Raw genomic sequence first — 25,934 nt, forward strand, 5'->3', positions numbered from 1 at the left:
ATCCTCTCAGACCAGCTAGGGATCGTCGCCTAGGTGAGCCGTTACCCCACCTACTAGCTAATCCCATCTGGGCACATCCGATGGCAAGAGGCCCGAAGGTCCCCCTCTTTGGTCTTGCGACGTTATGCGGTATTAGCTACCGTTTCCAGTAGTTATCCCCCTCCATCAGGCAGTTTCCCAGACATTACTCACCCGTCCGCCACTCGTCAGCGAAGCAGCAAGCTGCTTCCTGTTACCGTTCGACTTGCATGTGTTAGGCCTGCCGCCAGCGTTCAATCTGAGCCATGATCAAACTCTTCAATTTAAAAGTTTGATGCTCAATGAATTAAACTTCGTAATGAATTACGTGTTCACTCGTTGAGACTTGGTATTCATTTTTCGTCCGAGGACGTTAAGAATCCATGTCACTTTGAGTGCCCACACAGATTGTCTGATAAATTGTTAAAGAGCAGTGCCGCTTCGTTTTCGCTGCGGCGCGGGGTGTGCATATTACGCTTTCCCGCTTCAGAGTCAAGCGTTTGTTTTGCTTTTCTCTGCTGACCCGGCGGCTTGCGTGCCGTTGTTCCGTGTCAGTGGAGGCGCATTATAGGGAGTTCTTCTGAAGTGACAAGCACTAAATACAAAAAACTTTTCGTTCGCTCACTTTTCAAACTCAACGCTTATTAAACCCGCGCATCGTCCGTTAAATGCGCAATTTCACGGGCAAAACTGGCGACCTGAGCCCAGTCGGTGTAGACCACTTCTTTACGTGTATCCGTTTCCCCGCCCGTCATTTTCATGATCAGGCGGATCATAAAGCGGTCGTACCAGCGGTAACGCGGGTAACGCAGCGCGCCAGCAAAGACAGAACAGATATCGGGCTGCCATGGCGAACTCAGCAAAAACTTACGCGTATAGCTGTTAGTCTGCGGCGTACGCTTCTCTGCTTTACGGGCAACCAGGTTGACCGAGTAAAACGCGCCAGGCAGCTGAGCGAGTTCCGCCGTATGCTTTTTCACAAAGCGATCCAGCGCCGGATGGAAATGGCCGTAACGAATTGAAGCGCCAATGACCACGCGGTCGTAATCCTGCCAGGCAATCTGTTCAGTGCGATTCAGGTTCACCACATCAGAATAAATGCCCAGCTCTTTGAGTTCAGAAGCCAGATATGAAGCAATCTCACGCGTTTGTCCGTCACGCGTTGAGAAAAGAATTAACGTTTTCACCAATGTCTCCTTACTCACGCCAGAATGTTGGGGTAAACAGCACCAGCAGCGTAAAGACCTCAAGACGCCCAAACAGCATATTGGCGATTAAGATCCACTTCGCCACCGGGTTCATACTGGCGAAGTTATCCGCCACGACGCCCAGCCCCGGCCCCAGGTTGTTTAACGTTGCCACCACAGAGGCGAAGGCAGAAAAATCATCCACGCCCGTGGCGATTATCGCCAGCATACTGACAATAAAGACCAGTGCATAAGCGGAGAAGAATCCCCACACCGCTTCGAGGATGCGTTCCGGCAGCGCGCGGTTCCCCAGCTTAATACTGTAAACCGCATTCGGGTGGACCAGACGTTTCAGCTCACGGTTCCCCTGCTTGAACAGCAGCAGAATACGGATCACCTTCAGACCGCCGCCCGTTGACCCGGCACAGCCGCCGATAAACGCAGAGCACAACAGCAGCACCGGCAGGAACAGCGGCCAACGCGCAATACTGTCCGTGGTGAAACCGGCGGTTGTTGCCATCGATACCACCTGGAAGAAGGCCTGGTTCAGGGTCGTGACCGCCGAGTTATAGACATCGTGGAACCACAGTACCAGGGTACAGATGATCACCAGAGTCAGCTGGACGCCAATAAACATCCGGAATTCCGGGTCGCGCCAGTACACCTTCAGGCTCCGTCCGCTAAGCAACGAGAAGTGTAGACCGTAGTTACAGCCTGAGATCAGCAAAAAGATGGCAATGATGGTATTGATTGTCGGGCTGTCGAAGTAGCCGACGCTGGCATCGTGGGTGGAGAACCCGCCGATAGCAATAGTCGCAAAGCTGTGCCCGATGGCATCAAACGCAGGCATCCCGGCAAACCACAGCGCCAGCGCGCAGGCCACCGTCAGCAGGACATAGATAAGCCACAGGGTTTTCGCCGTCTCCGCAATACGCGGGCGCATTTTGTTATCTTTCAGCGGGCCGGGCATCTCCGCCCGGTAAAGCTGCATCCCCCCGACGCCCAGAATCGGCAGGATAGCCACCGCCAGGACAATGATCCCCATACCGCCGAACCACTGAAGCATCTGCCGGTAAAAGAGAATCGCATGCGGGAGCGAATCCAGCCCCACAAGCGTGGTGGCCCCGGTGGTCGTTAATCCGGAGAACGATTCAAAAAACGCATCCGTGACGGTGAGATTCGGTTGTTCGGAGAAGATAAACGGCAGCGCACCCACGCTTCCCAGTACCGTCCAGAACAGGACCACAATCAGAAACCCCTCCCGGGATTTCAGTTCACCTTTCTCACGGCGGTTTGGCCACCACAGCAGGGAGCCAATCGTCAGCGCGACAAAAAAGGTTTGCGTAAATGCACGCCCCGCGCCGTCCCGGTAGATGAGCGCCACCAGTCCGGGAATGATCATTGTCCCGGAGAAAAGTATGACCAGCAATCCAACGATTCGGGTAATGGCACGAAAATGCATCTCTGCCGCTTCCTTAGGTATTCAAAATTGTGAGGTGGGGATTATTCTTCAATCGGCAGTAATTGCAATGAACCGCGACTAAAATCAGCGAGTTTTGCTGAAAAAGCAGCCAGTTCCGCCTGAGGAAGCGCCACGCGTAATTGCACCATTGCCTGATAATCACTCTGTGCGATGACACCGTTAAACTGTTTAAGCAGTGCTTCGATACCCGATAGCTGGGCGTAATCGCATAACAAAGTATATTCCGTAAGTGGCGTTTTGCGGGTTGTTATCAGAAGATTAAGCGCCTGCTGGACACCACCTCCGTAGGCTTTAACCAGCCCTCCGGTGCCTAACAAAATGCCCCCGTAGTAGCGGACCACGACGGCGGTGATTTCACCCACGCCGCTGCCCATCAACTGGGAGAGCATCGGTTTTCCGGCCGTACCCGCCGGTTCACCGTCGTCAGAAAACCCGAGCTGCTGTGAGTCGTCTGGCGGCCCTGCGACCCACGCCACACAGTGATGGCGGGCATCCGGGTGCTGCGCGCGGACGGACTCGACGAACGCCTTCGCCGCCTCCACGCCGTCGGTATGCGCCAACAGCGTGATAAAGCGGCTTTTTTTGATTTCCTCAACAAAGGTGACCGGCTCGGCCGGTATCAGCCAGCTTTCCATCAGGCCAGCTTCAAATCTCGCGTCATGTTCTCAATGCTGTTCTCGTGAATAACCACGTTATCCTCGATACGAATGCCGCCATAAGGCTTCAGCGCTTCAATTTTCTCCCAGTTGAAGTGCTTGCTGAATTGCCCTTCGCGCCACGGCGCCAGCAGGGATTCAATAAAGTAGATGCCCGGCTCGATGGTCAATACCATACGCGGCGCCAGAACGCGGGTGCAGCGCAGATAAGGATATTTAGACGGTGCCGCCAGGTGCGTGCCGGTATCATCCTGCATAAAGCCCGCGACGTCATGAACCTGCAAACCCAGCGGGTGGCCGATACCATGCGGCATAAATGGCCCGGTCAAATCGTTCTCAACCATCGCCTCTTCGCTCATGTCTTTGATAATCTGATGCTTACGCAGCAGTTTAGCAATGCGCTGATGGAACTGGAGGTGATAATCCACGTAGCTGGTTCCGGCCTTCATGGTGCCAATCAGCGCCAGCTGTTCGTCGTTCACGTCTTTAATCAATTGCGCAAAATCGGTATCCGCATTCGCCGCCCAGGTACGGGTCAGGTCTGCCGCATAACCATTGTACTCAGCCCCCGCGTCCAGCAGGAAGCTACGCATCTCAGCCGGAACCTGATGATCCAGTTTGGTGTAGTGCAGAACCGAGGCATGTTCATTCAGCGCCACGATGTTGCTGTACGGCACGTCGGTATCGCGGTGGCCGGTCGCCGTCAGGTAAGCCTGATTGATATCGAACTCGCTCATACCGGACTGGAACGCTTCGTGCGCCGCACGGTGGCCATTCACCGCCGTTTTTTGCGCTTCACGCATGCAGTAAAGTTCGTAGTCGGTCTTGTAGGCGCGATAGTAGTGCAGATAATCCAGCACGCCTTTCGGGTTGAGTTTATCTGCCAGAATATCCAGACCCAGCGCGCGCTCAGGAACCGGACCAATGTAGCCGATGTTGCCGCGCGCCGCTGGCAGCTGGCTGCCTATGCCGTCTGCTTTTGGCAGCGCAATCACGTCAATTTCTTCGGTCCAGAATGAGGTCGGCAGCGGCTCCACGTTGTGCCAGTAATCGACCGGCAGGTAGAACCACAGTTTCGGCTTGTTCACGCCATCCACCAGCAGCCAGCAATTTGGAACCTGCGTGACAGGCACCCAGGCTTTAAACTGCGGGTTAACCTTGAAGGGATAAGCATGGTCATCAAGAAAAGTATTCATCAGCTCGCCGGAGTGGATCAGCAGGGCATCCAGCTTGAAGCGGGCCAGTACATCGCGGGTACGTTCCTGTAGGGTAACGATATGATTTTTATAAAGCGAAGCCAGTGAGTCCATCATTCTTCCTTTCGTTTTTTTGACCTCAAGTCATCGCATCTTAGCACACCTCACTCCGGCTGCGTGATTTCCACCGACCGTGATCAGCGCAGCAATTTCTTAATGACTAATTTGCATTTTATTAACATAAATTCCACACTCCGTTTCATCTGGTATGACCAGATCCAATTGCTGGATTCAGGAGACCGACATGCTCTACAAAGGCGACACCCTGTACGTAGACTGGCTGGAAGATGGCATTGCCGAACTGGTGTTCGATGCCCCCGGCTCAGTGAACAAGCTTGATACCGCGACGGTGGCCAGTCTTGGCCAGGCGCTGGATGTACTTGAAAAGCAATCAGATTTAAAAGGGCTGCTGCTGCGCTCCAACAAAGCGGCCTTTATCGTTGGCGCGGATATCACCGAATTCCTGTCGCTGTTCCTGGTGCCCGAAGAACAGCTGAGCCAGTGGCTGCACTTCGCGAACAGCGTCTTTAATCGTCTGGAAGATCTGCCTGTCCCGACCCTTTCTGCCGTCAACGGTTACGCGCTGGGCGGCGGCTGCGAATGCGTGTTAGCCACTGATTACCGTCTGGCGACCCCGGACCTGCGTATCGGCCTGCCGGAAACCAAGCTGGGCATCATGCCGGGCTTTGGCGGCTCCGTCCGTATGCCGCGCATGCTGGGCGCCGACAGCGCGCTGGAGATCATTGCCGCGGGTAAAGACGTCGGCGCAGAACAGGCGCAGAAAATTGGCCTGGTCGACGGCGTTGTAAAACCTGAGAAGCTTGTTGAAGGCGCACTCGCCATTCTGCGTCAGGCCATTAACGGCGACCTCGACTGGAAAGCCAAACGTCAGCCGAAGCTGGAGCCGTTGAAGCTCAGCAAAATTGAAGCCACCATGAGCTTCACCATCGCCAAAGGCATGGTGATGCAGACGGCGGGTAAACACTACCCGGCGCCGATCACGGCGGTGAAAACCATTGAAGCGGCAGCCCGTCTGGGCCGTGATGACGCCCTGAAGCTGGAAAACCAGAGCTTTGTCCCGCTGGCGCACACCAACGAAGCCCGCGCGCTGGTTGGTATCTTCCTTAACGATCAGTTTGTGAAGGGCAAAGCCAAACAACTCACCAAAAACGTTGAAACGCCAAAACACGCGGCGGTACTCGGCGCGGGCATTATGGGGGGCGGCATCGCCTACCAGTCTGCCTGGAAAGGCGTGCCGGTGGTGATGAAGGACATCAACGAGAAATCCCTGACGCTGGGCATGACCGAAGCGGCCAAGCTGCTGAATAAACAGCTTGAGCGCGGCAAAATTGATGGTCTGAAGCTTGCAGGCGTGATCTCCACCATCCAGCCAGTGCTGGAATACAGCGGTTTCGACCGTGTGGACGTGGTGGTTGAAGCGGTCGTCGAGAACCCGAAAGTGAAAAAAGCGGTGCTGGCCGAAACCGAAGACAAGGTGCGTCCGGAAACCGTGCTGGCCTCTAACACCTCCACCATTCCTATCAGCGAACTGGCGAGCGTGCTGAAGCGTCCGGAAAACTTCTGCGGGATGCACTTCTTTAACCCGGTGCACCGCATGCCGCTGGTCGAAGTGATCCGTGGGGAGAAAACCTCCGACGAAACCATCGCCAAAGTGGTGGCGTGGGCGAGCAAGATGGGCAAAACGCCGATCGTCGTTAACGACTGCCCGGGCTTCTTCGTTAACCGCGTGTTGTTCCCTTACTTCGCCGGCTTCAGCCAGCTGCTGCGCGACGGCGCAGACTTCCGCAAAATCGATAAAGTGATGGAAAAACAGTTCGGCTGGCCGATGGGCCCGGCGTATCTGCTGGACGTTGTCGGCATCGATACTGCCCATCACGCTCAGGCGGTGATGGCGGCGGGCTTCCCGCAGCGCATGCAGAAAGACTATCGCGACGCCATTGACGCCCTGTTCGACGCCAACCGCTTTGGTCAGAAAAACGGTCTGGGCTTCTGGCGCTATAAAGAAGACAGCAAAGGCAAACCGAAAAAAGAAGAAGATGCGGCGGTGGATGGCCTGCTGGCCGACGTCAGTCAGCCGAAACGCGACTTCACTGACGACGAGATCATCGCCCGGATGATGATCCCGATGATCAACGAAGTGGTGCGCTGCCTCGAAGAAGGCATTATCGCCAGCCCGGCAGAAGCGGATATGGCGCTGGTGTACGGCCTCGGCTTCCCTCCGTTCCACGGCGGCGCGTTCCGCTGGCTGGATACGCTCGGCAGCGCTCGCTATCTCGATATGGCTCAGCAGTACCAGCACCTCGGCCCGCTTTATGAGGTGCCGGAAGGTCTGCGTAACAAAGCTCGTCATAACGAACCCTACTACCCAGCAGTTGAGCCAGCCCGTCCGGTTGGCGCGCTGAAAACGGCTTAAGGAGTCACAATGGAAAAGGTTGTCATTGTTGATGCGATTCGCACCCCGATGGGCCGTTCAAAAGGCGGTGCGTTCCGTAACGTGCGCGCGGAAGACCTCTCCGCGCACCTGATGCGTAGCCTGCTGGCGCGTAACCCGGCGCTGGACCCTGCTGCGCTGGACGATATCTACTGGGGCTGCGTCCAGCAGACGCTGGAGCAGGGCTTCAACATTGCCCGTAACGCGTCCCTGCTGGCGGAGATCCCGCACTCGGTTCCGGCCGTCACCGTCAACCGTCTTTGCGGTTCGTCGATGCAGGCGCTGCACGACGCGACGCGGATGATCATGACCGGCGATGCGCAGGCCTGTCTGGTGGGCGGCGTGGAGCATATGGGCCACGTGCCGATGAGCCACGGGGTCGATTTCCATCCAGGTATGAGCCGCAACGTGGCGAAAGCCGCCGGTATGATGGGCCTGACCGCCGAGATGCTCTCCCGTCTGCACGGCATCAGCCGTGAGATGCAGGATGCCTTTGCCGCTCGCTCGCATGCCCGCGCCTGGGCCGCCACGCAGTCTGGTGCCTTTAAGAATGAGATCATCCCGACCGGCGGTCACGACGCAGACGGCGTACTGAAGCAGTTCAGCTATGACGAAGTCATCCGCCCGGAAACCACCGTTGAAGCGCTTTCCACCCTGCGTCCGGCGTTTGATCCGGTCACCGGTACGGTAACGGCGGGCACCTCGTCTGCCCTGTCCGACGGTGCCGCCGCGATGCTGGTGATGAGCGAAAGCCGCGCCCGCGAATTAGGCCTGACGCCACGCGCCCGCGTGCGTTCGATGGCAGTCGTGGGCTGCGATCCATCCATCATGGGCTACGGCCCGGTTCCGGCGTCAAAACTGGCGCTGAAAAAAGCGGGGCTGAGCGCAAGTGATATCGACCTCTTTGAGATGAACGAAGCGTTCGCCGCGCAGATCCTGCCGTGCATTAAGGATCTGGGGCTGATGGATCAGATCGACGAGAAGATTAACCTCAACGGCGGCGCGATCGCCCTCGGACACCCGCTGGGCTGCTCCGGGGCGCGTATCAGTACCACGCTGATTAACCTGATGGAACGCAAAGATGCCCAGTTTGGTCTGGCAACGATGTGTATCGGGTTGGGTCAGGGGATCGCGACAGTGTTTGAGAGGGTGTAAATTAATTGAGAGAGTGTAAATAAGGAAAAGTATCTCAAAGCCAATGACGTCAGAACAAGGCGGCAAGCGAGCGAATCCCGATGAGCTTACATTAGTAAGTGATTCGGGTGAACGAGCGCAGCCAACGCAGTTATGGCGCCATTGGCGAAGAGAGACAGTTTAGTTGCCGTTCTTCCCGCCTGTCAGGGGCGGGTTTTTTACGTTATTGCAGCAGCGAAATATCCGCCACGCGCAGGAACAGCTCACGCAGTTTCTCAAGCATAGAGAGACGGTTAATACGCAGCTCTTTATCTTCTACGTTTACCATCACTTTCTCGAAGAAGGCGTCGATGACGTCACGCAGCTCGGCCAGCTCCACCAGCGCTTCCTGGTAGCGACCTTCCGCGAAGACCGGCTCGAGCTTGTCACGCAGCACCACAACCTGCATCGCCAGGGCGATCTCTTCCGGCTCTTTCAGCGTCGCGGCGTTCACACGCTCGTTCAGCGTCTCGTCGGACTTCGCCAGGATGTTGGAGACACGCTTGTTGGCCGCCGCCAGAGCAGACGCCGCTTCCAGCGTACGGAAGTGGGAAACCGCCTTCATACGCGCATCGAAATCAGCCGGACGGGTCGGACGACGCGCCAGCACCGCCTGAATGGTGTCGACGGTGTAACCTTCATCCTGATACCAGGCGCGGAAACGACCGAGCATAAAGTCGATCACGTCATCCACAACGTTGGCGTTGGTCAGCTTGTCGCCGTACAGACGCACCGCTTCTTCGGTCAGGGTCTGCAGATCCAGGTTCAGGTTCTTCTCAACGATGATACGCAGCACGCCGAGCGCAGCACGACGCAGCGCAAACGGGTCTTTGTCGCCTTTCGGATGCTGGCCGATACCGAAGATACCCGCCAGGGTGTCCATCTTATCGGCAATCGCTACGGCGCAGGCCACCGGGTTGGACGGCAGTTCGTCACCCGCAAAGCGCGGCTGATACTGCTCGTTCAGGGCAACCGCCACGTCTTCCGCTTCGCCATCGTGACGCGCGTAGTGCATACCCATCACGCCCTGGGTGTCGGTAAATTCGAACACCATGTTGGTCATCAGGTCACACTTGGAGAGCAGGCCTGCGCGGGTCGCGTGGTTAACGTCGGCACCGATTTCACGAGCGATCCAGCCGGACAGCTCCGCAATACGGTCGGTCTTGTCGCGCAGCGTACCCAGCTGCTGCTGGAACAGTACGGTCTGCAGGCGTGGAAGATGATCTTCCAGACGCTTTTTACGGTCGGTGTTGAAGAAGAACTCGGCATCCGCCAGACGTGGGCGCACGACCTTCTCGTTACCGGAGATAATCTGGCTCGGATCTTTCGATTCGATGTTCGCCACGAAAATGAAGTTTGGCAGCAGCTTGCCGTCGTTGGCATAGACCGGGAAGTACTTCTGGTCACCCTTCATGGTGTACACCAGCGCTTCAGCCGGAACGGCCAGGAATTTCTCTTCGAACTTCGCGGTCAGCACAACCGGCCATTCCACCAGCGAGGTCACTTCTTCCAGCAGGCTGTCGCTCAGATCGGCTTTACCGCCAATCTTACGCGCCGCGTCTTCCGCGTCCGCTTTGATTTTGGCTTTACGCTGTTCATAGTCAGCAATGACCTTGCCGCGCTCCAGCAGGATCTGCGGATACTGGTCGGCATTGTCGATGGTGAACTCAGGCTCGCCCATAAAGCGGTGGCCGCGAATCACGCGATCGGACGCCACGCCCAAAATGGTCGCCGGAATAACGGTGTCGCCCAGCAGCAGGGTCACGGTGTGAACCGGACGCACGAAGTGCACGTCGGACGCGCCCCAGCGCATCAGCTTAGGAATGGGCAGCTTCGCCAGAGAAGTGGCAATCATGTCCGGCAGCAGCGCTTCCGCGCTTTCGCCTTTCACATGGGCACGATACAGCAGCCACTCACCTTTATCGGTGGTCAGACGCTCGGCCTGATCGACGGTGATGCCGCAGCCGCGCGCCCAGCCTTCCGCCGCTTTGCTCGGCTTGCCTTCCGCGTCAAACGCCTGAGCAATGGCCGGGCCACGTTTTTCCACTTCACGATCCGGCTGGGACGCCGCCAGGTTTGCCACTTTCAGCGCCAGACGACGCGGAGCAGCAAACCACTCAATTTTACCGTGCGCCAGGCCAGCGTTATCCAGCTCGGCAGTCACGTTCGCAGCAAAAGATTCAGCCAGGCTGCGCAGGGCTTTTGGTGGCAGCTCTTCGGTGCCAATTTCCACCAGGAAAGTTTTCTCAGACATGGCCGCCTCTTATTTGTTTCGGTTGCACATCGGGAAGCCAAGGGCTTCACGGGACGCGTAGTAAGCTTCTGCAACGGCTTTGGTCAGGGTACGAATACGCAGAATGTAGCGCTGACGTTCAGTCACGGAGATCGCTTTGCGGGCATCCAGCAGGTTGAAGCTGTGGGCAGCCTTCAGAATACGCTCGTAGGCAGGCAGCGGCAGCGGAGTCTCCAGCGCCAGCAGCTGCTGGGCTTCTTTCTCGTACTGCTCGAAGCAGGTGAACAGGAAGTCCACGTCCGCGTATTCGAAGTTATAGGTGGATTGTTCCACTTCGTTCTGATGGAACACGTCGCCGTAGGTGGTTTTACCCAGCGGGCCGTCGCTCCAGACCAGGTCGTAAACGCTGTCTACGCCCTGAATGTACATGGCCAGACGTTCCAGACCATAGGTGATTTCGCCGGTAATCGGTTTACATTCCAGACCACCAACCTGCTGGAAGTATGTGAACTGGGTCACTTCCATGCCGTTCAGCCACACTTCCCAACCCAGACCCCAGGCACCCAGCGTTGGGTTTTCCCAGTTATCTTCCACGAAACGAATGTCGTGAATGGTTGGATCCATACCCAGCTCTTTCAGCGACCCGAGGTACAGTTCCTGAATGTTGTCGGGTGATGGCTTAATCACCACCTGGAACTGATAGTAGTGCTGCAAACGGTTCGGGTTTTCGCCATAACGGCCATCGGTCGGACGACGGGATGGCTGCACATAGGCGGTCGCCATTGGCTCTGGCCCTAACGCGCGCAGGCTGGTCATCGGGTGTGAGGTGCCTGCGCCAACTTCCATGTCCAAAGGTTGAACAATGGTGCAGCCCTGACGAGCCCAGTAATCCTGTAAGGTCAGGATCAGGCCCTGGAAGGTCTTGGTATCAAACTTTTGCATAGTATTTCGTGCTGGATACGTGTGGTTTTAAATGGAAGGGATCAGTATACCCGCTGGCTGCAAGATATACAGTACGAAACGGGGTTGTTTAGGGAAAATTGGGGAATAAGCCCTACAGCCAGAACCTGCGAAGGCTCTGGTTGCTGCTTATCCGAGCAATTTAGCGCATTGAGAGATGTAAAAACTGGCCGTCTGCATCAAAAGAGCAGACAAAGCCCTCTTTACGCGCCGTATAGCCTTTCAGTTCATAGCTGCCCTGAAAGCGCTCGAAGCCGTTTATATGAATTTTCTGTGCTTCAGAATTATAGCGGTGAGCCGCCTGATCCCTGCACAGCTGTTCCATATTCAGGGAACGCTCCGGGCTCATTTTCCCCTGCTGCGCTTTTTGGACAGGTATTTCCTCAGAAGCACTGCATCCTGTTAATAAGAGCAGCAGAAAGAGTGACACCCCACGCTTCATCATCATTTTTATTACCGCCCTGGTCAGTGGCTGTTATTTTTAGTAGCAACACGTTTATAGATTAAAGTCCGTCATTCTGCGAATCTCGCCAGCTCCCTACAAGTTAGCCTGGCTAAACTCAGAATTTTCTAAGGGAAAAGTTTTACGCAATCGCAGTCACACTTTCTTTATCAGGAATACAGAGGAACTGATGCAGTCAAAAATTAACTGGATTGATAACCTGCGGGGAATAGCCTGTCTGATGGTGGTGATGATCCACACAACGACCTGGTATGTCACGAACGCGCACAGTATCAGCCCTGTTAACTGGGATGTCGCCAATGTTCTGAACTCGGCCTCCCGCGTGAGCGTCCCGCTGTTCTTTATGATTTCCGGTTTTCTCTTTTTTGGCGAGCGTAGCGCACAGCCGAGACATTTCATCCGTATTGTCTCCTGTCTGCTGTTTTACAGCGCGATTTCGCTGCTCTATATCGTCCTGTTCACTTCAATTAACGCTGAACGTTCCCTGCTCAACTTGTTGCAAAAACCAGTGTTCTATCATCTATGGTTTTTCTTCGCGTTAATCGTTATTTATCTTGTTTCACCGTTAATTCAGGTAAAAAACGTCAACGGTAAAATGCTGCTGGCGCTGATGGTGGTCATCGGGATCGTGGCCAACCCGAATACCGTCTCACAGAAAATTGATGGCTTTGAATGGCTGCCCGTTAACCTCTATATCACCGGGGATACGTTTTATTACGTGCTGTACGGCATGCTGGGGCGCGCCATTGGCATGATGGAGACGCAAAAGCGAGGAATAAACTGGCTATGCGCGGCCGCGTTTCTCGTCGGTGTGTTTATTATCTCTCGCGGGACGCTGCATGAGCTGCAATGGCGCGGCAACTTTGCCGATACCTGGTATCTGTACTGCGGCCCGATGGTCTTTATCTGCGCAATCTCTCTGCTGACGCTGGTTAAAAACACCCTGAATGCCCGCCCGCTTCCTGTGCTGGGGTTTATCTCTCGCCACTCGCTGGGCATTTACGGTTTTCACGCGCTGGTGATCCACGCCCTGCGCACCCGAGGCGTTGAGCTTAAAAGCTGGCCGGTGCTGGATATTGTCTGGATATTTACCGTTACGCTGGTTGTCAGCCTGCTGCTGTCAATGTTGCTGCAAAGAATCGATACGCGCCGGTTTGTGAGCTAACCCGGTTGAAGGCTGGCAGGCCGGGTAAGCGTTAGCGCCACCCGGCTCCTGTTTATGACATTAGCGGCAAAAGCTGCCGATAAATTTTGCGGAACACGTCTCGTCTTTCAGCATAGCGAGCATGATTTTTCGCATCAGGACGATGCTGCTGTTCAAGCGACAGCTGGGGCAAAAGCTGGTGCAGTGGTTTATCCGGGTTCAGCGCAATTTGCGCCAGCCGTGCCGCACCGAGCGCCGGGCCGACATCGCCTCCCGTACGATAGTCCAGCTGCAACCCGCTGATATCGGAAAGCATTTGCCGCCAGTAGCTGCTTCGCGCACCGCCGCCAATTAACGTAATGCTGGATGGCGTAAGTCCACAGTCATGCACGACATCCATTCCGTCCGCCAGAGCATAGCCAACGCCTTCAAGCACCGCGCGCGCCAGCTCTGCCGGGCCGTGCTGATGGGTAAGACCGAAGAACACCCCTTTCGCTTCCGGGTTGTTATGAGGCGTCCGCTCGCCGGAAAGGTACGGTAAAAACCAGACCGCACCGGCATTATCATCCGCCTGCTGTGCCGCTGCGATAAGCGCCGGGACGTCCGCCATTCCGGTTAGTTTTGCCGCCCAGTCGAGGCAGGAAGCCGCGCTCAGCATCACCGACATTAAATGCCATTTACCCGGCAACGCGTGGCAGAAGCTGTGTACGGCGCTTCCAGGATTGCTACGATACCCGTCACTGACGGCAAAATAGACACCGGAAGTGCCGAGCGAGAGCATGGCCTGTCCTGCCTCGACCATCCCCACGCCGACCGCCCCCGCCGCATTATCGCCGCCGCCAGCGACGACAGGTACGGCTGGCATATTCCAGCGTTCAGCAACAGAAGGCTGCAAAGCGCCCGTGATTTCGCTGCCTTCAAACAGCGCAGGCATATGATCGCGCGTCAGCTGGCAGGCATCCAGCATCGCCTCGCTCCAGTCCCGTTTCGCCACGTCGAGCCACATCGTGCCCGCGGCGTCAGACATGTCGCTGGCAAAATCCCCCGTCATGCGAAAACGCAGGTAGTCTTTCGGCAACAGAACCTTCGCCACCTGGCGAAAAATATCAGGCTCATGGCGCTGCACCCACAGGAGTTTTGGCGCGGTAAAACCGGGCATCATCAGGTTGCCCGTAATCTCGCGGGACGCAGGCACACGTTCCTCAAGGATCGCGCACTCTTCCGCACAGCGGCCATCGTTCCAGAGAATAGCCGGGCGCAGAACGCGATGCTGGCTATCCAGCAACGTTGCGCCATGCATTTGTCCGGCGATGCCCAGCGCTTTAACGTCGCGCAGGCTGTGCTGCTCGCCTAAGGCTGTCATCGCGCGGTCCGTCGCCTGCCACCACTGCTCCGGATCTTGTTCCGACCAAAGCGGATGCGGGCGTGAAACCTGCAACTTTTCAGTCTGCGTGGCTAACACATCGCCCTGCTCGCTTAACAGGATGGCTTTCACCCCCGACGTGCCAAGATCGATCCCGATATACATGTGGTGACTCCTTTGACAGAAATGCCCGGTGGCGCAGCGCTTACCGGGCATGAATGCTGTTATTTATCGAACAGGTAGTGATTGACCAGGTTTTCCAGCAGCTCCTGATGGCCGCTCTGATGCTGCGGCGCAAGCTGATGCTGTTCAGCATACTTCGCGATCTCCGCAAGCGATAACTGACCTTTCAAAATTTGCTGGCCCAGCTCACTGTTCCAGCCGCTGTAGCGCTTCGCCACGCGCTTATCCAGCTCACCGTCTTCAATCATACGGGCCGCCACTTTCAGCGCCAGCGCCATGGTGTCCATCGCGCCAATATGCCCGTAGAACAGATCGTATTTGTCGGTGCTCTGGCGACGCACTTTGGCGTCGAAGTTCAGGCCGCCGGTGGTGAAACCGCCCGCTTTGATGATCTCGTACATCACCAGCGCATTCTCTTCCACGCTGTTCGGGAACTGGTCGGTATCCCAGCCCAGCTGTGGATCGCCACGGTTAGCATCGACAGAGCCGAAGATGCCCAGCGCAATCGCAGAGGCAATTTCGTGATGGAACGAGTGGCCCGCCAGGGTAGCGTGGTTAGCCTCGATATTCACTTTGATCTCTTTTTCCAGACCAAACTGCTTCAGGAAGCCATACACGGTGGCGACATCATAATCATACTGATGCTTGGTTGGCTCCTGTGGTTTTGGCTCAATCAGCAGCGTGCCGCGGAAACCGATTTTGTGTTTGTGGTCCACCACCATCTGCATAAAGCGACCAATCTGCTCACGCTCCTGGCGCAGGTCCGTATTCAGCAGCGTTTCATAACCTTCACGACCGCCCCAGAGTACATAGTTCTCACCGCCCAGCTGATGCGTGGCGTTCATCGCAGTCACGACCTGGGTTGCCGCCCAGCTGAAGACTTCCGGATCCGGGTTGGTTGCCGCGCCCGCGCCATAGCGAGGGTTGGTAAAGCAGTTAGCCGTACCCCAGAGCAGCTTGACGCCACTTTGCTGCTGTTTTTCAGCCAGTACGTCGACCATCTGCGCGAAGTTGTTCAGATACTCTTTCAGCGATGCCCCTTCCGGCGACACGTCCACATCGTGGAAACAGTAGTACGGCACGTTCAGCTTATGGAAGAACTCGAACGCGACGTCGGCTTTACGCTTCGCCAGCTCAATGGCCTCGCCCGGCTGTTGCCATGGACGGTCAAAAGAGCCCACGCCGAACATATCGGCACCGTTCCAGCAGAAGGTGTGCCAGTAGCAGGCGGCAAAGCGCAAGTGATCTTCCATGCGCTTACCCAGCACCAGCTCATCCGGGTTGTAGTGACGAAATGCTAAAGGATTGGTCGTTTTCGTGCCTTCGAAACGAACGCGATCGAGTTGGTCGAAATAAGCTTGCATATTGAGCTCCATAATCAGGGTATGCGGCGTGGTCTTGCTTCTGGAGTAATAGTGAATAGACATTGGAGGTTGCTCAATTACGTTATTTCACACTGCTATTGAGAGAATGCGCAATTGTGCGCTGGCTCGCAAAATAATGTGCAGACAAACTATTTTTCGGCGCGCATTCCAGAATCAAATGTAATTAATAGGTTACGCTTTTTAAAATCCGATCGCGGTCATAAATTCAGAAATAAACCAAATATCGTAATGAGAAGATAAAAATCTGTAATTGCCAGCAGGCCTTTCCACGTTAAAAATTTGCTGCGTCTCAGCAGTGAATGTTTCTTTTATCTCAGCTACACATACCCCTACAAAAAGGCCTAATAATTATGAAGATAAAGAACCTGACCCTAACGCTCTGCACTACTCTCCTGCTTGCAAGCTTTGCCGGCCACGCCAAAGAGGTCAAAATCGGCATGGCGATTGATGACTTACGCCTGGAGCGCTGGCAAAAAGATCGCGATATCTTTGTTAAAAAAGCGGAATCTCTCGGCGCGGAGGTGTTCGTTCAGTCCGCTAACGGCAACGAAGAGACGCAAATGTCGCAAATCGAGAATATGATCAACCGTGGCGTCGATGTGCTGGTCATTATCCCGTATAACGGCCAGGTATTAAGCAACGTGGTGAAAGAAGCGAAACAGGAAGGCATAAAAGTCCTGGCTTATGACCGCATGATTAATAATGCCGACATTGATTATTATATTTCGTTCGACAATGAAAAGGTGGGCGAATTACAGGCTAAAAGCCTGGTCGCAAAAGTGCCTCAGGGGAATTATTTCCTGATGGGCGGCTCGCCCGTGGATAACAACGCCAAACTGTTCCGCCAGGGACAAATGAAAGTGCTGAAGCCGTATATCGACGAGGGCAAAATTAAAGTCGTCGGCGACCAGTGGGCTGACGGCTGGTTACCGGAAAACGCGCTGAAAATTATGGAAAACGCGTTGACTGCAAATAACAACAAAATCGATGCGGTGGTGGCCTCTAACGATGCCACTGCGGGTGGCGCCATTCAGGCGCTGAGCGCGCAGGGTCTGGCCGGGAAAGTCGCTATTTCCGGACAGGACGCCGACCTTGCGGGTGTAAAACGCATCATCGCGGGTACCCAGACCATGACGGTGTATAAGCCCATTACCGAGCTTGCCAATACGGCCGCCGAAATTGCCGTTGAGCTGGGCAATGGCCAGCAACCTAAAGCAGACGCGACGTTAAATAACGGCCTGAAAGACGTACCTGCTCGCCTGCTTACCCCTATCGAAGTCAACAAAGAGAATATTGACGCCACCGTGGTGAAAGACGGTTTCCATAAGAAGAGTGAACTGTAATCCAGCGCAGCCCCTGCCCGGCAGGGGCGCATCGACCTGCCCTGTACATCTGTCGGGCCATGCGGAGCAGTTATGTCTTATTTACTTGAAATGAAAAGCATCACCAAAGCCTTCGGGGCGGTGAAAGCAGTCGATAACGTAAGCCTGCGGCTGAATCCCGGCGAAGTGATGTCGCTGTGCGGCGAAAATGGCTCGGGAAAATCCACGCTGATGAAAGTGTTGTGCGGGATCTATCCGCACGGCAGCTACGAGGGCGAAATCGTCTTTGCCGGCGAGGTGCTCCAGGCCACGCACATTCGCGATACCGAACGTAAAGGCATCGCTATTATTCACCAGGAGCTGGCGCTGGTGAAGCACCTTACCGTGCTGGAAAATATTTTTCTCGGCGCCGAACTCTCACGCCACGGCGTACTGGATTACGACACCATGACGCTGCGCTGCGAAAAACTGCTGGCCCAGGTGAGCCTGGCTATCTCACCGGATACGCGCGTGGGCGACTTAGGTTTGGGCCAGCAGCAGCTGGTGGAGATCGCCAAGGCGCTGAACAAGCAGGTACGCCTGCTGATCCTCGACGAGCCAACCGCCTCACTCACCGAACAGGAAACCGCCGTTCTGCTCAATATCATCCGCGACCTGCAAAACCACGGTATCGCCTGCATCTATATTTCGCACAAGCTCAATGAGGTGAAAGCTATTTCCGACACCATCTGCGTCATCCGCGACGGGCAGCACATTGGCACGCGTGAAGCAGAAGGCATGAGCGAAGATGACATCATCACCATGATGGTGGGTCGCGAACTCACCGCACTGTATCCCAACGAACCACACACCATAGGCGAAGAACTCCTGCGCGTGGAAAACCTGACGGCGTGGCATCCCGTTAACCGCCACATCAAGCGCGTGGATAACCTCTCCTTCTCGCTGCACCGCGGCGAAATTCTCGGTATTGCGGGTTTAGTGGGTGCCGGAAGAACCGAGGCCGTGCAGTGTCTGTTTGGCGTCTGGCCGGGGCGCTGGGAAGGCAAAATTTATATCGACGGTCAGCCGGTAAAAATCGACAACTGCCAGCAGGCCATTGCCAAAGGCATTGCTATGGTGCCCGAAGACCGCAAAAAAGACGGCATCGTGCCGGTCATGGCGGTGGGAAAAAATATCACGCTGGCGGCGCTCAGCCAGTTTTCCGGCGCGCTGAGCAGCCTGGATGATGCCGCAGAACAGCAGTGTATTCTTCAGTCACTTGCCAGGCTCAAGGTGAAAACCTCCTCGCCGGAACTGGCGATAGGTCGCCTGAGCGGCGGCAACCAGCAGAAAGCGATTCTGGCGCGCTGCCTGTTGCTTAATCCGCGCATTTTAATTCTGGACGAACCCACGCGCGGGATCGATATCGGCGCGAAGTATGAAATCTACAAGCTGATCAACCAGCTTGTGCAGCAAGGGATTGCCGTCATTGTTATCTCGTCCGAATTGCCTGAAGTGCTGGGGCTGAGCGACCGCGTGCTGGTCATGCATGAAGGGAAACTCAAAGCCAACCTGAACAACCAGAACCTGACGCAAGAGCAGGTGATGGAAGCTGCCTTAAGGAGCGAACGCCATGTCGAAAAGCAACCCGTCTGATATCAAAGTCGCTGTTCCGACGCCCGGTGCGTTCGCAGGACTTAAATCGCTGAATCTGCAAGTTTTTGTAATGATTGCCGCCATTATCGTGATCATGTTGTTCTTTACCTGGATGACCGATGGCTCCTATTTGAGCGCACGTAACGTTTCTAACCTGCTGCGTCAGACCGCCATCACCGGGATCCTGGCGGTGGGGATGGTCTTTGTGATTATCTCAGCGGAAATTGACCTGTCAGTAGGGTCGATGATGGGTCTGCTCGGCGGCGTGGCGGCAATTTTTGACGTCTGGCTCGGCTGGCCGCTGCCGCTGACGATTGCGGTCACGCTGGTACTGGGTCTGCTGCTGGGTGCGTGGAATGGCTGGTGGGTGGCCTACCGTAAGGTCCCGTCGTTTATCGTCACCTTAGCGGGGATGCTGGCCTTCCGCGGCATTCTGATTGGGATCACCAACGGCACTACCGTCTCCCCGACCAGCGCCTCGATGTCCCAGATTGGCCAAAGCTACCTCTCTGATGGCGTCGGTTTTACGATCGGCGTGGTTGGGCTGATGGCGTTTGTCGCGTGGCAATGGCGAGGACGCATGCGTCGCCAGGCGCTGGGGCTGGCCTCGCCTGCTTCAACCTCGGTTGTCGGCCGTCAGGCGCTTACTGCGGTGATTGTACTGGGCGCCATCTGGCTGTTAAACGATTATCGCGGCGTCCCAACGCCCGTTCTGCTGCTGGCGCTGTTGCTGTTAGGTGGGATGTTTATGGCCACGCGTACCGCATTCGGTCGCCGTATTTATGCCATCGGTGGCAATCTCGAAGCCGCGCGTTTGTCCGGCATTAACGTAGAACGCACCAAACTCGCCGTCTTTGCCATCAACGGCCTGATGGTGGCCATCGCGGGGCTGATCCTCAGCTCACGTTTGGGGGCGGGCTCCCCCTCTGCCGGTAATATTGCCGAGCTGGACGCCATCGCCGCCTGCGTGATTGGCGGGACCAGCCTCGCCGGGGGCATTGGCAGCGTGGCGGGGGCGGTGATGGGCGCATTTATTATGGCTTCGCTGGATAACGGGATGAGTATGATGGACGTGCCGACGTTTTGGCAGTATATCGTCAAGGGTGCCATTCTTTTGCTGGCAGTCTGGATGGACTCTGCCACCAAGCGGCGCGCCTGATAACAGTATCGTGACTAATTTGGGAAATAAGCCATGTTTGAAAAGCGTCACCGCATTACGTTGTTATTCAATGCCAACAAAGCCTATGACCGGCAGGTGGTTGAAGGGGTTGGCGAATATTTGCAGGCGTCGCAATCCGAATGGGATATTTTCATCGAAGAAGATTTCCGTACCCGTCTGGAGAACATCAAAGACTGGCTGGGCGACGGGGTCATCGCTGACTTTGACGACCCCGTGATTGAACAGTTGCTGAGTGGCGTTGACGTGCCTATCGTGGGCGTTGGCGGCTCTTATCATACACCGGAACATTATCCTCCCGTTCACTACATCGCCACGGATAACCATGCTCTGGTCGAGACTGCCTTCCTCCATTTAAAGGAGAAAGGCGTCCATCGTTTTGCGTTTTACGGATTGCCCGCCACGAGCGGAAAGCGCTGGGCGATGGAGCGTGAGTATGCCTTCTGCCAGCTGGTTGCCCAGGAGAAGTATCGCGGCGTCGTTTATCAGGGGCTGGAAACCGCGCCAGAAAACTGGCAGCACGCACAAAATCGTCTGGCTGACTGGCTGCAAACGCTGCCGCCCCAGACAGGGATTATCGCCGTGACGGACGCCCGCGCCCGCCACGTATTACAGGTGTGCGAACATTTGCATATTCCGGTGCCTGAAAAGCTGTGCGTGATTGGTATTGATAACGAAGAGCTTACGCGCTATCTGTCGCGCGTGGCGCTCTCATCCGTGGCTCAGGGTACCCGTCAGATGGGCTATCAGGCCGCAAAGCTGCTGCACAGACTGTTAGACAACGAATCCCTGCCGCTCCAGCGTCTGCTGGTTCCTCCCGTTCGCGTGGTCGAACGTCGCTCAACTGACTACCGCTCATTAAACGATCCGGCCGTGATTCAGGCGATGCACTACATTCGCAATCATGCCTGCAAAGGGATTAAGGTCGATCAGGTGCTCGATTCGGTCGGCATATCACGTTCGAATCTGGAGAAGCGGTTTAAAGAGGAAGTGGGTGAGACGATCCACGCCGTGATCCATGCGGAAAAGCTGGAGAAAGCGCGCAGTCTGCTGATCTCCACCTCGCTGTCGATCAACGAGATTTCACAGATGTGTGGCTATCCGTCGCTTCAGTATTTCTATTCGGTGTTCAGGAAAGAGTATGACACCACGCCGAAGGAGTACCGGGAACGGTACAGTGAAGTCCTGCTCTAGAAAAAAGAACGCCTTCCAGTGGAAGGCGTTTTTCATTACATATGTGCGGCAATCAGACGCTGGTTATCCTGGTACATGGAGAACAGGTAATTGTTATAACGCTGTCCCTGAGTGGAATAACCTTTCAGCTTATGGATCATCGCCGTGGCCGTCACTTCCTGATCCGCCTTACGCAGCTGAGCGCGTGACTTACGGAACGAGGAATAGGCCGGGTGGGTGTTCAGGTTCACCACGTAGGCATTCACGGAATCTTTCACCGATTCAAACTGTGAATAGCCCTTCACCTTGCCGGGGGCGTTAGTACAACGACCTTTTACGCATTTCATGCCAAACAGATTGTTGTTGTTGCGCGCCAGCTTCGAGGTGCCCCAACCGCTTTCGGCGGCGGCCATTGTCGCGACCATACTGCCTGGAATGATGTCCACACGTTCTAACAGTGAGTTCCAAGGCACGCGACGCGTGTTCCCGCTCCACTTCACTTTATAGCGTTTGGCGATATCTTTCAGGCGAGTGCGCTCAGACGGCGACCAGCGGCTGTCGTACTGTTTGGAGATCAGCCAGTTACGATCCGCAGTAATCGCGGCATTTTGGCTTTTAATGTAAGGCATTACCGTCCGGAGAAACGCTTTTTTCCTTGGTGTCCCGGAAGGGTATTTTCGCAAATCAGGAAGTGAACTACTCTTTGCACTATTGCGAGAATACTCTTGTTTACTGCTAACCTTACTGCTTGTCGTCTTTATTACGTGGGCTTTCTTACTCGTTGTATCCGTGTGCGTCTTTGCAAGCACCTCACCTGAAAATGCCATGGTGAGTAACATGAGTATCGCGGCCCCATATCGTCGAATGGGAGTCGATATCATTAGGTCTCCTGGTCGGATATAAACATTCCAACACCTTATTTTCTTCAAAAATTTGAGAGCGGAATCTCAAATCGTACCAAAAATAGTCTTCAAGAGCACGTCTATAAATAGTCCAATTCCGAAACTATGTCATCCGGAACATGCTCATTAAAGCATCAACGCTGGAAAAATGTGCGCGATATCGCAGATAACTGCCTAATTTTGCGCGGGATCACTCATCCCTTCGCGTCCTCCTTGCAGAAAGCCGTAGAGGAGGAGTTTTTCCCCTGAGCCGAATGGCACACTGGTCAAAAATGCCGCGACAGGAAAATGGAATGAAACGCACTGCATTAGCTGTTCTGATGTTACCCGCATTCGCGCATGCCGACTGGTCATCGCCGGGATTTAATGCGTTTAGCGCTGAAGGTACCGGCGTCTTTACCAGCCAGGCAACGCTTGCGAAGGGTACCCGCCCGCTGACGTTGAGTCTTGACAACGCGTGCTGGCAGCCGACAGGTGCCATTAAGCTCAACGAGATGCTGTCGCTCAAACCGTGCGAAGGCACCCCACCGCAGTGGCGGTTATTCCGTGACGGCGTTTATCAGATGCGTATTGATACGCGCTCGGGAACGCCGACGCTGATGTTGACGGTGCAAAGTGCGGCGCCACAGCCTGTCGCAAACGTCACCCGCCAGTGCCCGAAGTGGGACGGCAAACCGCTGACGATCGACGTCGTTAACACCTTCCCGGAAGGCACGGTGGTGCGTGATTTTTACAGTAAACAGACCGCGACCGTTCAAAATGGCAAAGTGACTCTTCAGCCAGCCGCCAACAGCAATGGCCTGCTGCTGCTTGAGCGCGCCGAGACGGACAAACCCGCGCCGTTCAGCTGGCAAAACGCCACCGTCTATTTCGTGCTGACCGATCGCTTCGTGAATGGCGACCCCACCAACGACAACAGCTATGGCCGTCATAAAGACGGTATGCAGGAGATTGGTACTTTCCACGGCGGCGATCTGAAAGGGCTTACCAGCAAACTGGATTACCTTCAGCAGCTGGGCGTGAATGCGCTCTGGATAAGCTCGCCGCTGGAGCAGATCCACGGCTGGGTTGGCGGCGGCACCAAAGGGGATTTCCCCCACTACGCCTATCACGGCTATTACACTCAGGACTGGACGAAACTCGACGCCAACATGGGCAACGAAGATGATTTACGCCAGCTTGTCGACGACGCGCACAGGCGCGGTATCCGCGTCCTGTTTGACATTGTCATGAACCACGCGGGTTATGCGACGCTTGCAGATATGCAGGAGTATCAGTTTGGCGCGCTCTATTTGCAGGGCGATGAGCTGAAAAAAACCCTCGGCGAGCGCTGGACTGACTGGAAGCCAGGCGCGGGTCAAAGCTGGCACAGCTTCAACGATTACATCAACTTCAGTGACAAAGCCGCATGGGAAAAATGGTGGGGTAAAAAATGGATCCGTACCGATATCGGTGATTACGACAACCCGGGCTTTGACGATCTGACCATGTCGCTGGCCTTCCTGCCTGATCTGAAAACGGAATCTAAGATCCCGTCAGGTTTGCCGAACTTTTATCAACACAAGCCCGACACCAACGCGAAAGTGATGACGAATTTCACGCCGCGAGATTACCTGACTCACTGGCTTAGCCAGTGGGTACGTGACTACGGCATCGACGGTTTCCGGGTCGATACCGCTAAGCACGTTGAGCCTGAAGCCTGGCTGCAACTGAAAAACCAGGCCAGCCAGGCGCTGGCCGCGTGGAAAGCCGCCAACCCGGACAAAAAACTCGACGATGCGCCATTCTGGATGACCGGTGAATCCTGGGGCCACGGCGTGATGCAGAGCGATTATTACCGCCACGGCTTCGATGCGATGATCAATTTTGACTATCAGGAGCAGGCGGCAAAAGCGGTGGACTGCCTGGCCGATATGGATTTGACCTGGCAGCAAATGGCAGAAAAGCTGCAAAGTTTTAATGTGCTGAGCTATCTCTCCTCCCATGATACGCGTCTGTTCCGTGAAGGAGGCCAGCGCGCCGCTGAGTTACTGCTGCTGGCACCGGGAAGCGTGCAGATCTATTACGGCGATGAATCAGAGCGTCCTTTCGGCCCGACGGGCTCCGATCCGCTACAGGGAACCCGTTCGGATATGAACTGGCAGGACGTCACGGGTAAACAGGCGTTAACTGTCGCCCACTGGCAGCTTCTGGTGCAGTTCCGCGCCCGTCATCCGGCGGTGGGTGAAGGCAAGCAAACAACGCTGTCGATGAAAGAAGGCTACGGCTTTGTGCGCGAGCACAAGGGCGATAAGGTGATGGTGGTTTGGGCGGGTAATCAATAGACCCCCCACCCTAACCCTCTCCCCAAAGGGGAGAGGGCCGGGGTGAGGGGTATTCACCAGAATAATTCACCACACAAATACAAATCTACCACATAAAACAACAAATCCGACCACATTCGCCGATTTGCACCAACACGGTGCTGGCGTTATGGTTACTGCCTTTCATATTAAGCCCGACAGATCACCTGCTATGACGTTTTCACTTTTCGGCGACAAATTTACCCGCCATTCAGGCATTACCCGCCTGATGGAGGACCTCAACGACGGGCTGCGCACCCCAGGCGCTATCATGCTTGGCGGCGGAAACCCGGCTCAAATTCCGGAGATGAACACCTACTTCCAGACGCTGCTGGCAGAGATGCTGGAAAACGGTAAAGCAACCGATGCGCTATGTAATTACGACGGCCCTCAGGGTAAAACAGAACTACTGACGCTTCTGGCGGCAATGCTGCGGGAAGCGCTGGGTTGGGATATCGAACCACAGAATATTGCACTGACAAACGGCAGTCAGAGCGCGTTTTTCTACTTATTCAATCTGTTCGCCGGACGCCGCGCCGATGGCACCACGAAAAAAGTGCTGTTCCCGCTGGCACCGGAATATATTGGCTATGCCGATGCCGGCCTCGAAGAAGACCTGTTTGTTTCCGCACGTCCGAATATCGAGTTGCTGCCAGAGGGCCAGTTCAAATATCACGTCGATTTTGAACATCTGCATATCGGTGAAGAGACGGGCATGATCTGCGTATCACGTCCCACCAACCCGACGGGCAACGTGATCACCGACGACGAGCTGATGAAGCTGGATGCGCTGGCGAATCAGCACGGCATCCCGCTGGTGATCGATAACGCCTATGGCGTACCGTTCCCGGGGATCATATTCAGCGAAGCGCGTCCGCTATGGAACCCGAATATCATCCTCTGCATGAGCCTCTCCAAGCTGGGCCTGCCGGGCAGCCGTTGCGGCATTATCATTGCTAACGAGAAAATCATCACCGCCATTACCAACATGAACGGCATTATCAGCCTTTCGCCTGGCGGCATCGGCCCGGCGATGATGTGCGAGATGATCAGGCGTAACGACCTGCTGCGCCTGTCGAATGAGGTGATTAAGCCGTTTTACTCTCAGCGCGTTCAGGAAACTATAGCCATCCTTCGCCGCTACTTACCGGAAGAACGCTGCCTGATCCATAAACCGGAAGGGGCAATTTTCCTGTGGCTGTGGTTTAAGGATCTGCCCATTACGACAGAGCTGCTTTATCAGCGTCTGAAAAAACGTGGCGTACTGATGGTGCCAGGGGATTACTTCTTCCCGGGGCTGGATAAGCCGTGGCCGCACACGCACCAGTGCATGCGTATGAACTACGTCCCGGACCCGGAAAAAATCGAAGCGGGTGTGAAAATTCTCGCCGAAGAGATTGAGAACGCCTGGCGCGAGGCCGGTTAAT

19 protein-coding genes are annotated in these 25,934 nt (G+C 55.4%); 9 read left to right on the top strand and 10 right to left on the bottom strand.

Features of this window, described 5'->3' with window-relative positions:
- Nucleotides 1-662: 662 nt before the first annotated feature.
- The 4 genes from hemG to pepQ are packed head-to-tail and all read right to left on the bottom strand — an operon-like array spanning nt 663 to nt 4,654.
- Nucleotides 663-1,205: a menaquinone-dependent protoporphyrinogen IX dehydrogenase gene (gene hemG, locus L384_RS16305; RefSeq protein WP_003860122.1), complete on the bottom strand. Its 543-nt coding sequence runs from the start codon at nt 1,203-1,205 to the stop codon at nt 663-665.
- A gap of 10 nt (nt 1,206-1,215) precedes the next feature.
- Entirely contained in the window at nt 1,216-2,667 is a 1,452-nt protein-coding gene (trkH, locus tag L384_RS16300; RefSeq protein ID WP_022649737.1) for a Trk system potassium transporter TrkH, read from the bottom strand.
- Between the two features lie 41 nt (nt 2,668-2,708).
- Nucleotides 2,709-3,323 carry an IMPACT family protein gene (locus tag L384_RS16295; protein ID WP_023323863.1) on the bottom strand — a complete coding sequence of 205 codons (615 nt, stop codon included), beginning with the start codon at nt 3,321-3,323 and terminating at the stop codon, nt 2,709-2,711.
- Complete coding sequence (gene pepQ / locus L384_RS16290; protein ID WP_023323864.1) at nt 3,323-4,654, bottom strand: Xaa-Pro dipeptidase; 1,332 nt, start codon at nt 4,652-4,654, stop codon at nt 3,323-3,325. Before pepQ ends, L384_RS16295 begins: the two co-directional genes overlap by 1 nt.
- A gap of 190 nt (nt 4,655-4,844) precedes the next feature.
- Between pepQ and fadB the strand changes: the two genes are divergently transcribed.
- Together fadB and fadA are read left to right on the top strand one after the other, a co-directional pair.
- The gene (fadB, locus tag L384_RS16285; protein ID WP_023315008.1) at nt 4,845-7,034 is read left to right on the top strand and encodes a fatty acid oxidation complex subunit alpha FadB; all 2,190 of its coding nucleotides are present in this window, start codon (nt 4,845-4,847) and stop codon (nt 7,032-7,034) included.
- 9 nt (nt 7,035-7,043) lie between these two features.
- Complete coding sequence (fadA, locus tag L384_RS16280; protein WP_023323865.1) at nt 7,044-8,207, top strand: acetyl-CoA C-acyltransferase FadA; 1,164 nt, start codon at nt 7,044-7,046, stop codon at nt 8,205-8,207.
- Between the two features lie 202 nt (nt 8,208-8,409).
- On the opposite strand, the gene glyS is transcribed toward fadA, so the two are convergent.
- The 3 genes from glyS to L384_RS16265 all read right to left on the bottom strand — a co-directional run bounded on the left by glyS (nt 8,410) and on the right by L384_RS16265 (nt 11,866).
- Nucleotides 8,410-10,479, bottom strand: coding sequence for a glycine--tRNA ligase subunit beta (gene glyS / locus L384_RS16275; RefSeq protein WP_008502753.1), 2,070 nt, complete (start codon nt 10,477-10,479; stop codon nt 8,410-8,412).
- A 9-nt stretch (nt 10,480-10,488) separates the two neighbouring features.
- Nucleotides 10,489-11,400: a glycine--tRNA ligase subunit alpha gene (gene glyQ, locus L384_RS16270; RefSeq protein WP_003860141.1), complete on the bottom strand. Its 912-nt coding sequence runs from the start codon at nt 11,398-11,400 to the stop codon at nt 10,489-10,491.
- 160 nt (nt 11,401-11,560) lie between these two features.
- A complete protein-coding gene (locus tag L384_RS16265) occupies nt 11,561-11,866 on the bottom strand; it encodes a YsaB family lipoprotein (protein ID WP_017693801.1) in 306 nt (101 codons plus the stop codon).
- A gap of 184 nt (nt 11,867-12,050) precedes the next feature.
- Between L384_RS16265 and L384_RS16260 the strand changes: the two genes are divergently transcribed.
- Nucleotides 12,051-13,046 (top strand): acyltransferase, encoded by a 996-nt coding sequence (locus L384_RS16260; RefSeq protein ID WP_023323866.1) that lies wholly within the window; start codon nt 12,051-12,053, stop codon nt 13,044-13,046.
- A gap of 52 nt (nt 13,047-13,098) precedes the next feature.
- On the opposite strand, the gene xylB is transcribed toward L384_RS16260, so the two are convergent.
- Together xylB and xylA are read right to left on the bottom strand one after the other, a co-directional pair.
- Nucleotides 13,099-14,553 carry a xylulokinase gene (gene xylB, locus L384_RS16255; protein WP_023323867.1) on the bottom strand — a complete coding sequence of 485 codons (1,455 nt, stop codon included), beginning with the start codon at nt 14,551-14,553 and terminating at the stop codon, nt 13,099-13,101.
- Nucleotides 14,554-14,612: 59 nt separating this feature from the next.
- Nucleotides 14,613-15,935 (bottom strand): xylose isomerase, encoded by a 1,323-nt coding sequence (xylA, locus tag L384_RS16250; protein WP_026080557.1) that lies wholly within the window; start codon nt 15,933-15,935, stop codon nt 14,613-14,615.
- Nucleotides 15,936-16,306: 371 nt separating this feature from the next.
- On the opposite strand from xylA, the gene xylF reads away from it, so the two are divergent.
- The 4 genes from xylF to xylR all read left to right on the top strand — a co-directional run bounded on the left by xylF (nt 16,307) and on the right by xylR (nt 21,284).
- Nucleotides 16,307-17,299, top strand: coding sequence for a D-xylose ABC transporter substrate-binding protein (gene xylF / locus L384_RS16245; protein WP_006808602.1), 993 nt, complete (start codon nt 16,307-16,309; stop codon nt 17,297-17,299).
- Nucleotides 17,300-17,371: 72 nt separating this feature from the next.
- Nucleotides 17,372-18,913 carry a xylose ABC transporter ATP-binding protein gene (locus L384_RS16240; RefSeq protein ID WP_015572746.1) on the top strand — a complete coding sequence of 514 codons (1,542 nt, stop codon included), beginning with the start codon at nt 17,372-17,374 and terminating at the stop codon, nt 18,911-18,913.
- Entirely contained in the window at nt 18,891-20,072 is a 1,182-nt protein-coding gene (xylH, locus tag L384_RS16235) for a xylose ABC transporter permease XylH (protein ID WP_003860151.1), read from the top strand. The genes L384_RS16240 and xylH overlap by 23 nt, the downstream gene beginning before the upstream one ends.
- A 33-nt stretch (nt 20,073-20,105) precedes the next feature.
- Nucleotides 20,106-21,284 (top strand): D-xylose utilization transcriptional activator XylR, encoded by a 1,179-nt coding sequence (gene xylR / locus L384_RS16230; RefSeq protein WP_003860152.1) that lies wholly within the window; start codon nt 20,106-20,108, stop codon nt 21,282-21,284.
- Between the two features lie 35 nt (nt 21,285-21,319).
- Here the strand turns inward: xylR and L384_RS0120975 are convergent, their stop codons facing one another.
- A complete protein-coding gene (locus tag L384_RS0120975; RefSeq protein ID WP_022652025.1) occupies nt 21,320-22,144 on the bottom strand; it encodes a protein bax in 825 nt (274 codons plus the stop codon).
- Between the two features lie 314 nt (nt 22,145-22,458).
- Between L384_RS0120975 and L384_RS16225 the strand changes: the two genes are divergently transcribed.
- Entirely contained in the window at nt 22,459-24,489 is a 2,031-nt protein-coding gene (locus L384_RS16225; RefSeq protein ID WP_023323868.1) for an alpha-amylase, read from the top strand.
- Between the two features lie 190 nt (nt 24,490-24,679).
- Nucleotides 24,680-25,933 (top strand): valine--pyruvate transaminase, encoded by a 1,254-nt coding sequence (gene avtA / locus L384_RS16220; protein WP_015572749.1) that lies wholly within the window; start codon nt 24,680-24,682, stop codon nt 25,931-25,933.
- Nucleotide 25,934: the final 1 nt, after the last annotated feature.

Source organism: Enterobacter sp. MGH 38 (assembly GCF_000492855.1).
GTDB lineage: Bacteria > Pseudomonadota > Gammaproteobacteria > Enterobacterales > Enterobacteriaceae > Enterobacter > Enterobacter hormaechei_C.

Coding starts and splice junctions, on each gene's coding strand:
- trkH (WP_022649737.1), bottom strand. CDS start 2,667: ATGCATTTTCGTGCCATTACCCGAATCGTTGGATTGCTGGTCATACTT.
- L384_RS16295 (WP_023323863.1), bottom strand. CDS start 3,323: ATGGAAAGCTGGCTGATACCGGCCGAGCCGGTCACCTTTGTTGAGGAA.
- pepQ (WP_023323864.1), bottom strand. CDS start 4,654: ATGGACTCACTGGCTTCGCTTTATAAAAATCATATCGTTACCCTACAG.
- fadB (WP_023315008.1), top strand. CDS start 4,845: ATGCTCTACAAAGGCGACACCCTGTACGTAGACTGGCTGGAAGATGGC.
- fadA (WP_023323865.1), top strand. CDS start 7,044: ATGGAAAAGGTTGTCATTGTTGATGCGATTCGCACCCCGATGGGCCGT.
- glyS (WP_008502753.1), bottom strand. CDS start 10,479: ATGTCTGAGAAAACTTTCCTGGTGGAAATTGGCACCGAAGAGCTGCCA.
- glyQ (WP_003860141.1), bottom strand. CDS start 11,400: ATGCAAAAGTTTGATACCAAGACCTTCCAGGGCCTGATCCTGACCTTA.
- L384_RS16265 (WP_017693801.1), bottom strand. CDS start 11,866: ATGATGATGAAGCGTGGGGTGTCACTCTTTCTGCTGCTCTTATTAACA.
- L384_RS16260 (WP_023323866.1), top strand. CDS start 12,051: ATGCAGTCAAAAATTAACTGGATTGATAACCTGCGGGGAATAGCCTGT.
- xylB (WP_023323867.1), bottom strand. CDS start 14,553: ATGTATATCGGGATCGATCTTGGCACGTCGGGGGTGAAAGCCATCCTG.
- xylA (WP_026080557.1), bottom strand. CDS start 15,935: ATGCAAGCTTATTTCGACCAACTCGATCGCGTTCGTTTCGAAGGCACG.
- xylF (WP_006808602.1), top strand. CDS start 16,307: ATGAAGATAAAGAACCTGACCCTAACGCTCTGCACTACTCTCCTGCTT.
- L384_RS16240 (WP_015572746.1), top strand. CDS start 17,372: ATGTCTTATTTACTTGAAATGAAAAGCATCACCAAAGCCTTCGGGGCG.
- xylH (WP_003860151.1), top strand. CDS start 18,891: ATGTCGAAAAGCAACCCGTCTGATATCAAAGTCGCTGTTCCGACGCCC.
- xylR (WP_003860152.1), top strand. CDS start 20,106: ATGTTTGAAAAGCGTCACCGCATTACGTTGTTATTCAATGCCAACAAA.
- L384_RS0120975 (WP_022652025.1), bottom strand. CDS start 22,144: ATGATATCGACTCCCATTCGACGATATGGGGCCGCGATACTCATGTTA.
- L384_RS16225 (WP_023323868.1), top strand. CDS start 22,459: ATGAAACGCACTGCATTAGCTGTTCTGATGTTACCCGCATTCGCGCAT.
- avtA (WP_015572749.1), top strand. CDS start 24,680: ATGACGTTTTCACTTTTCGGCGACAAATTTACCCGCCATTCAGGCATT.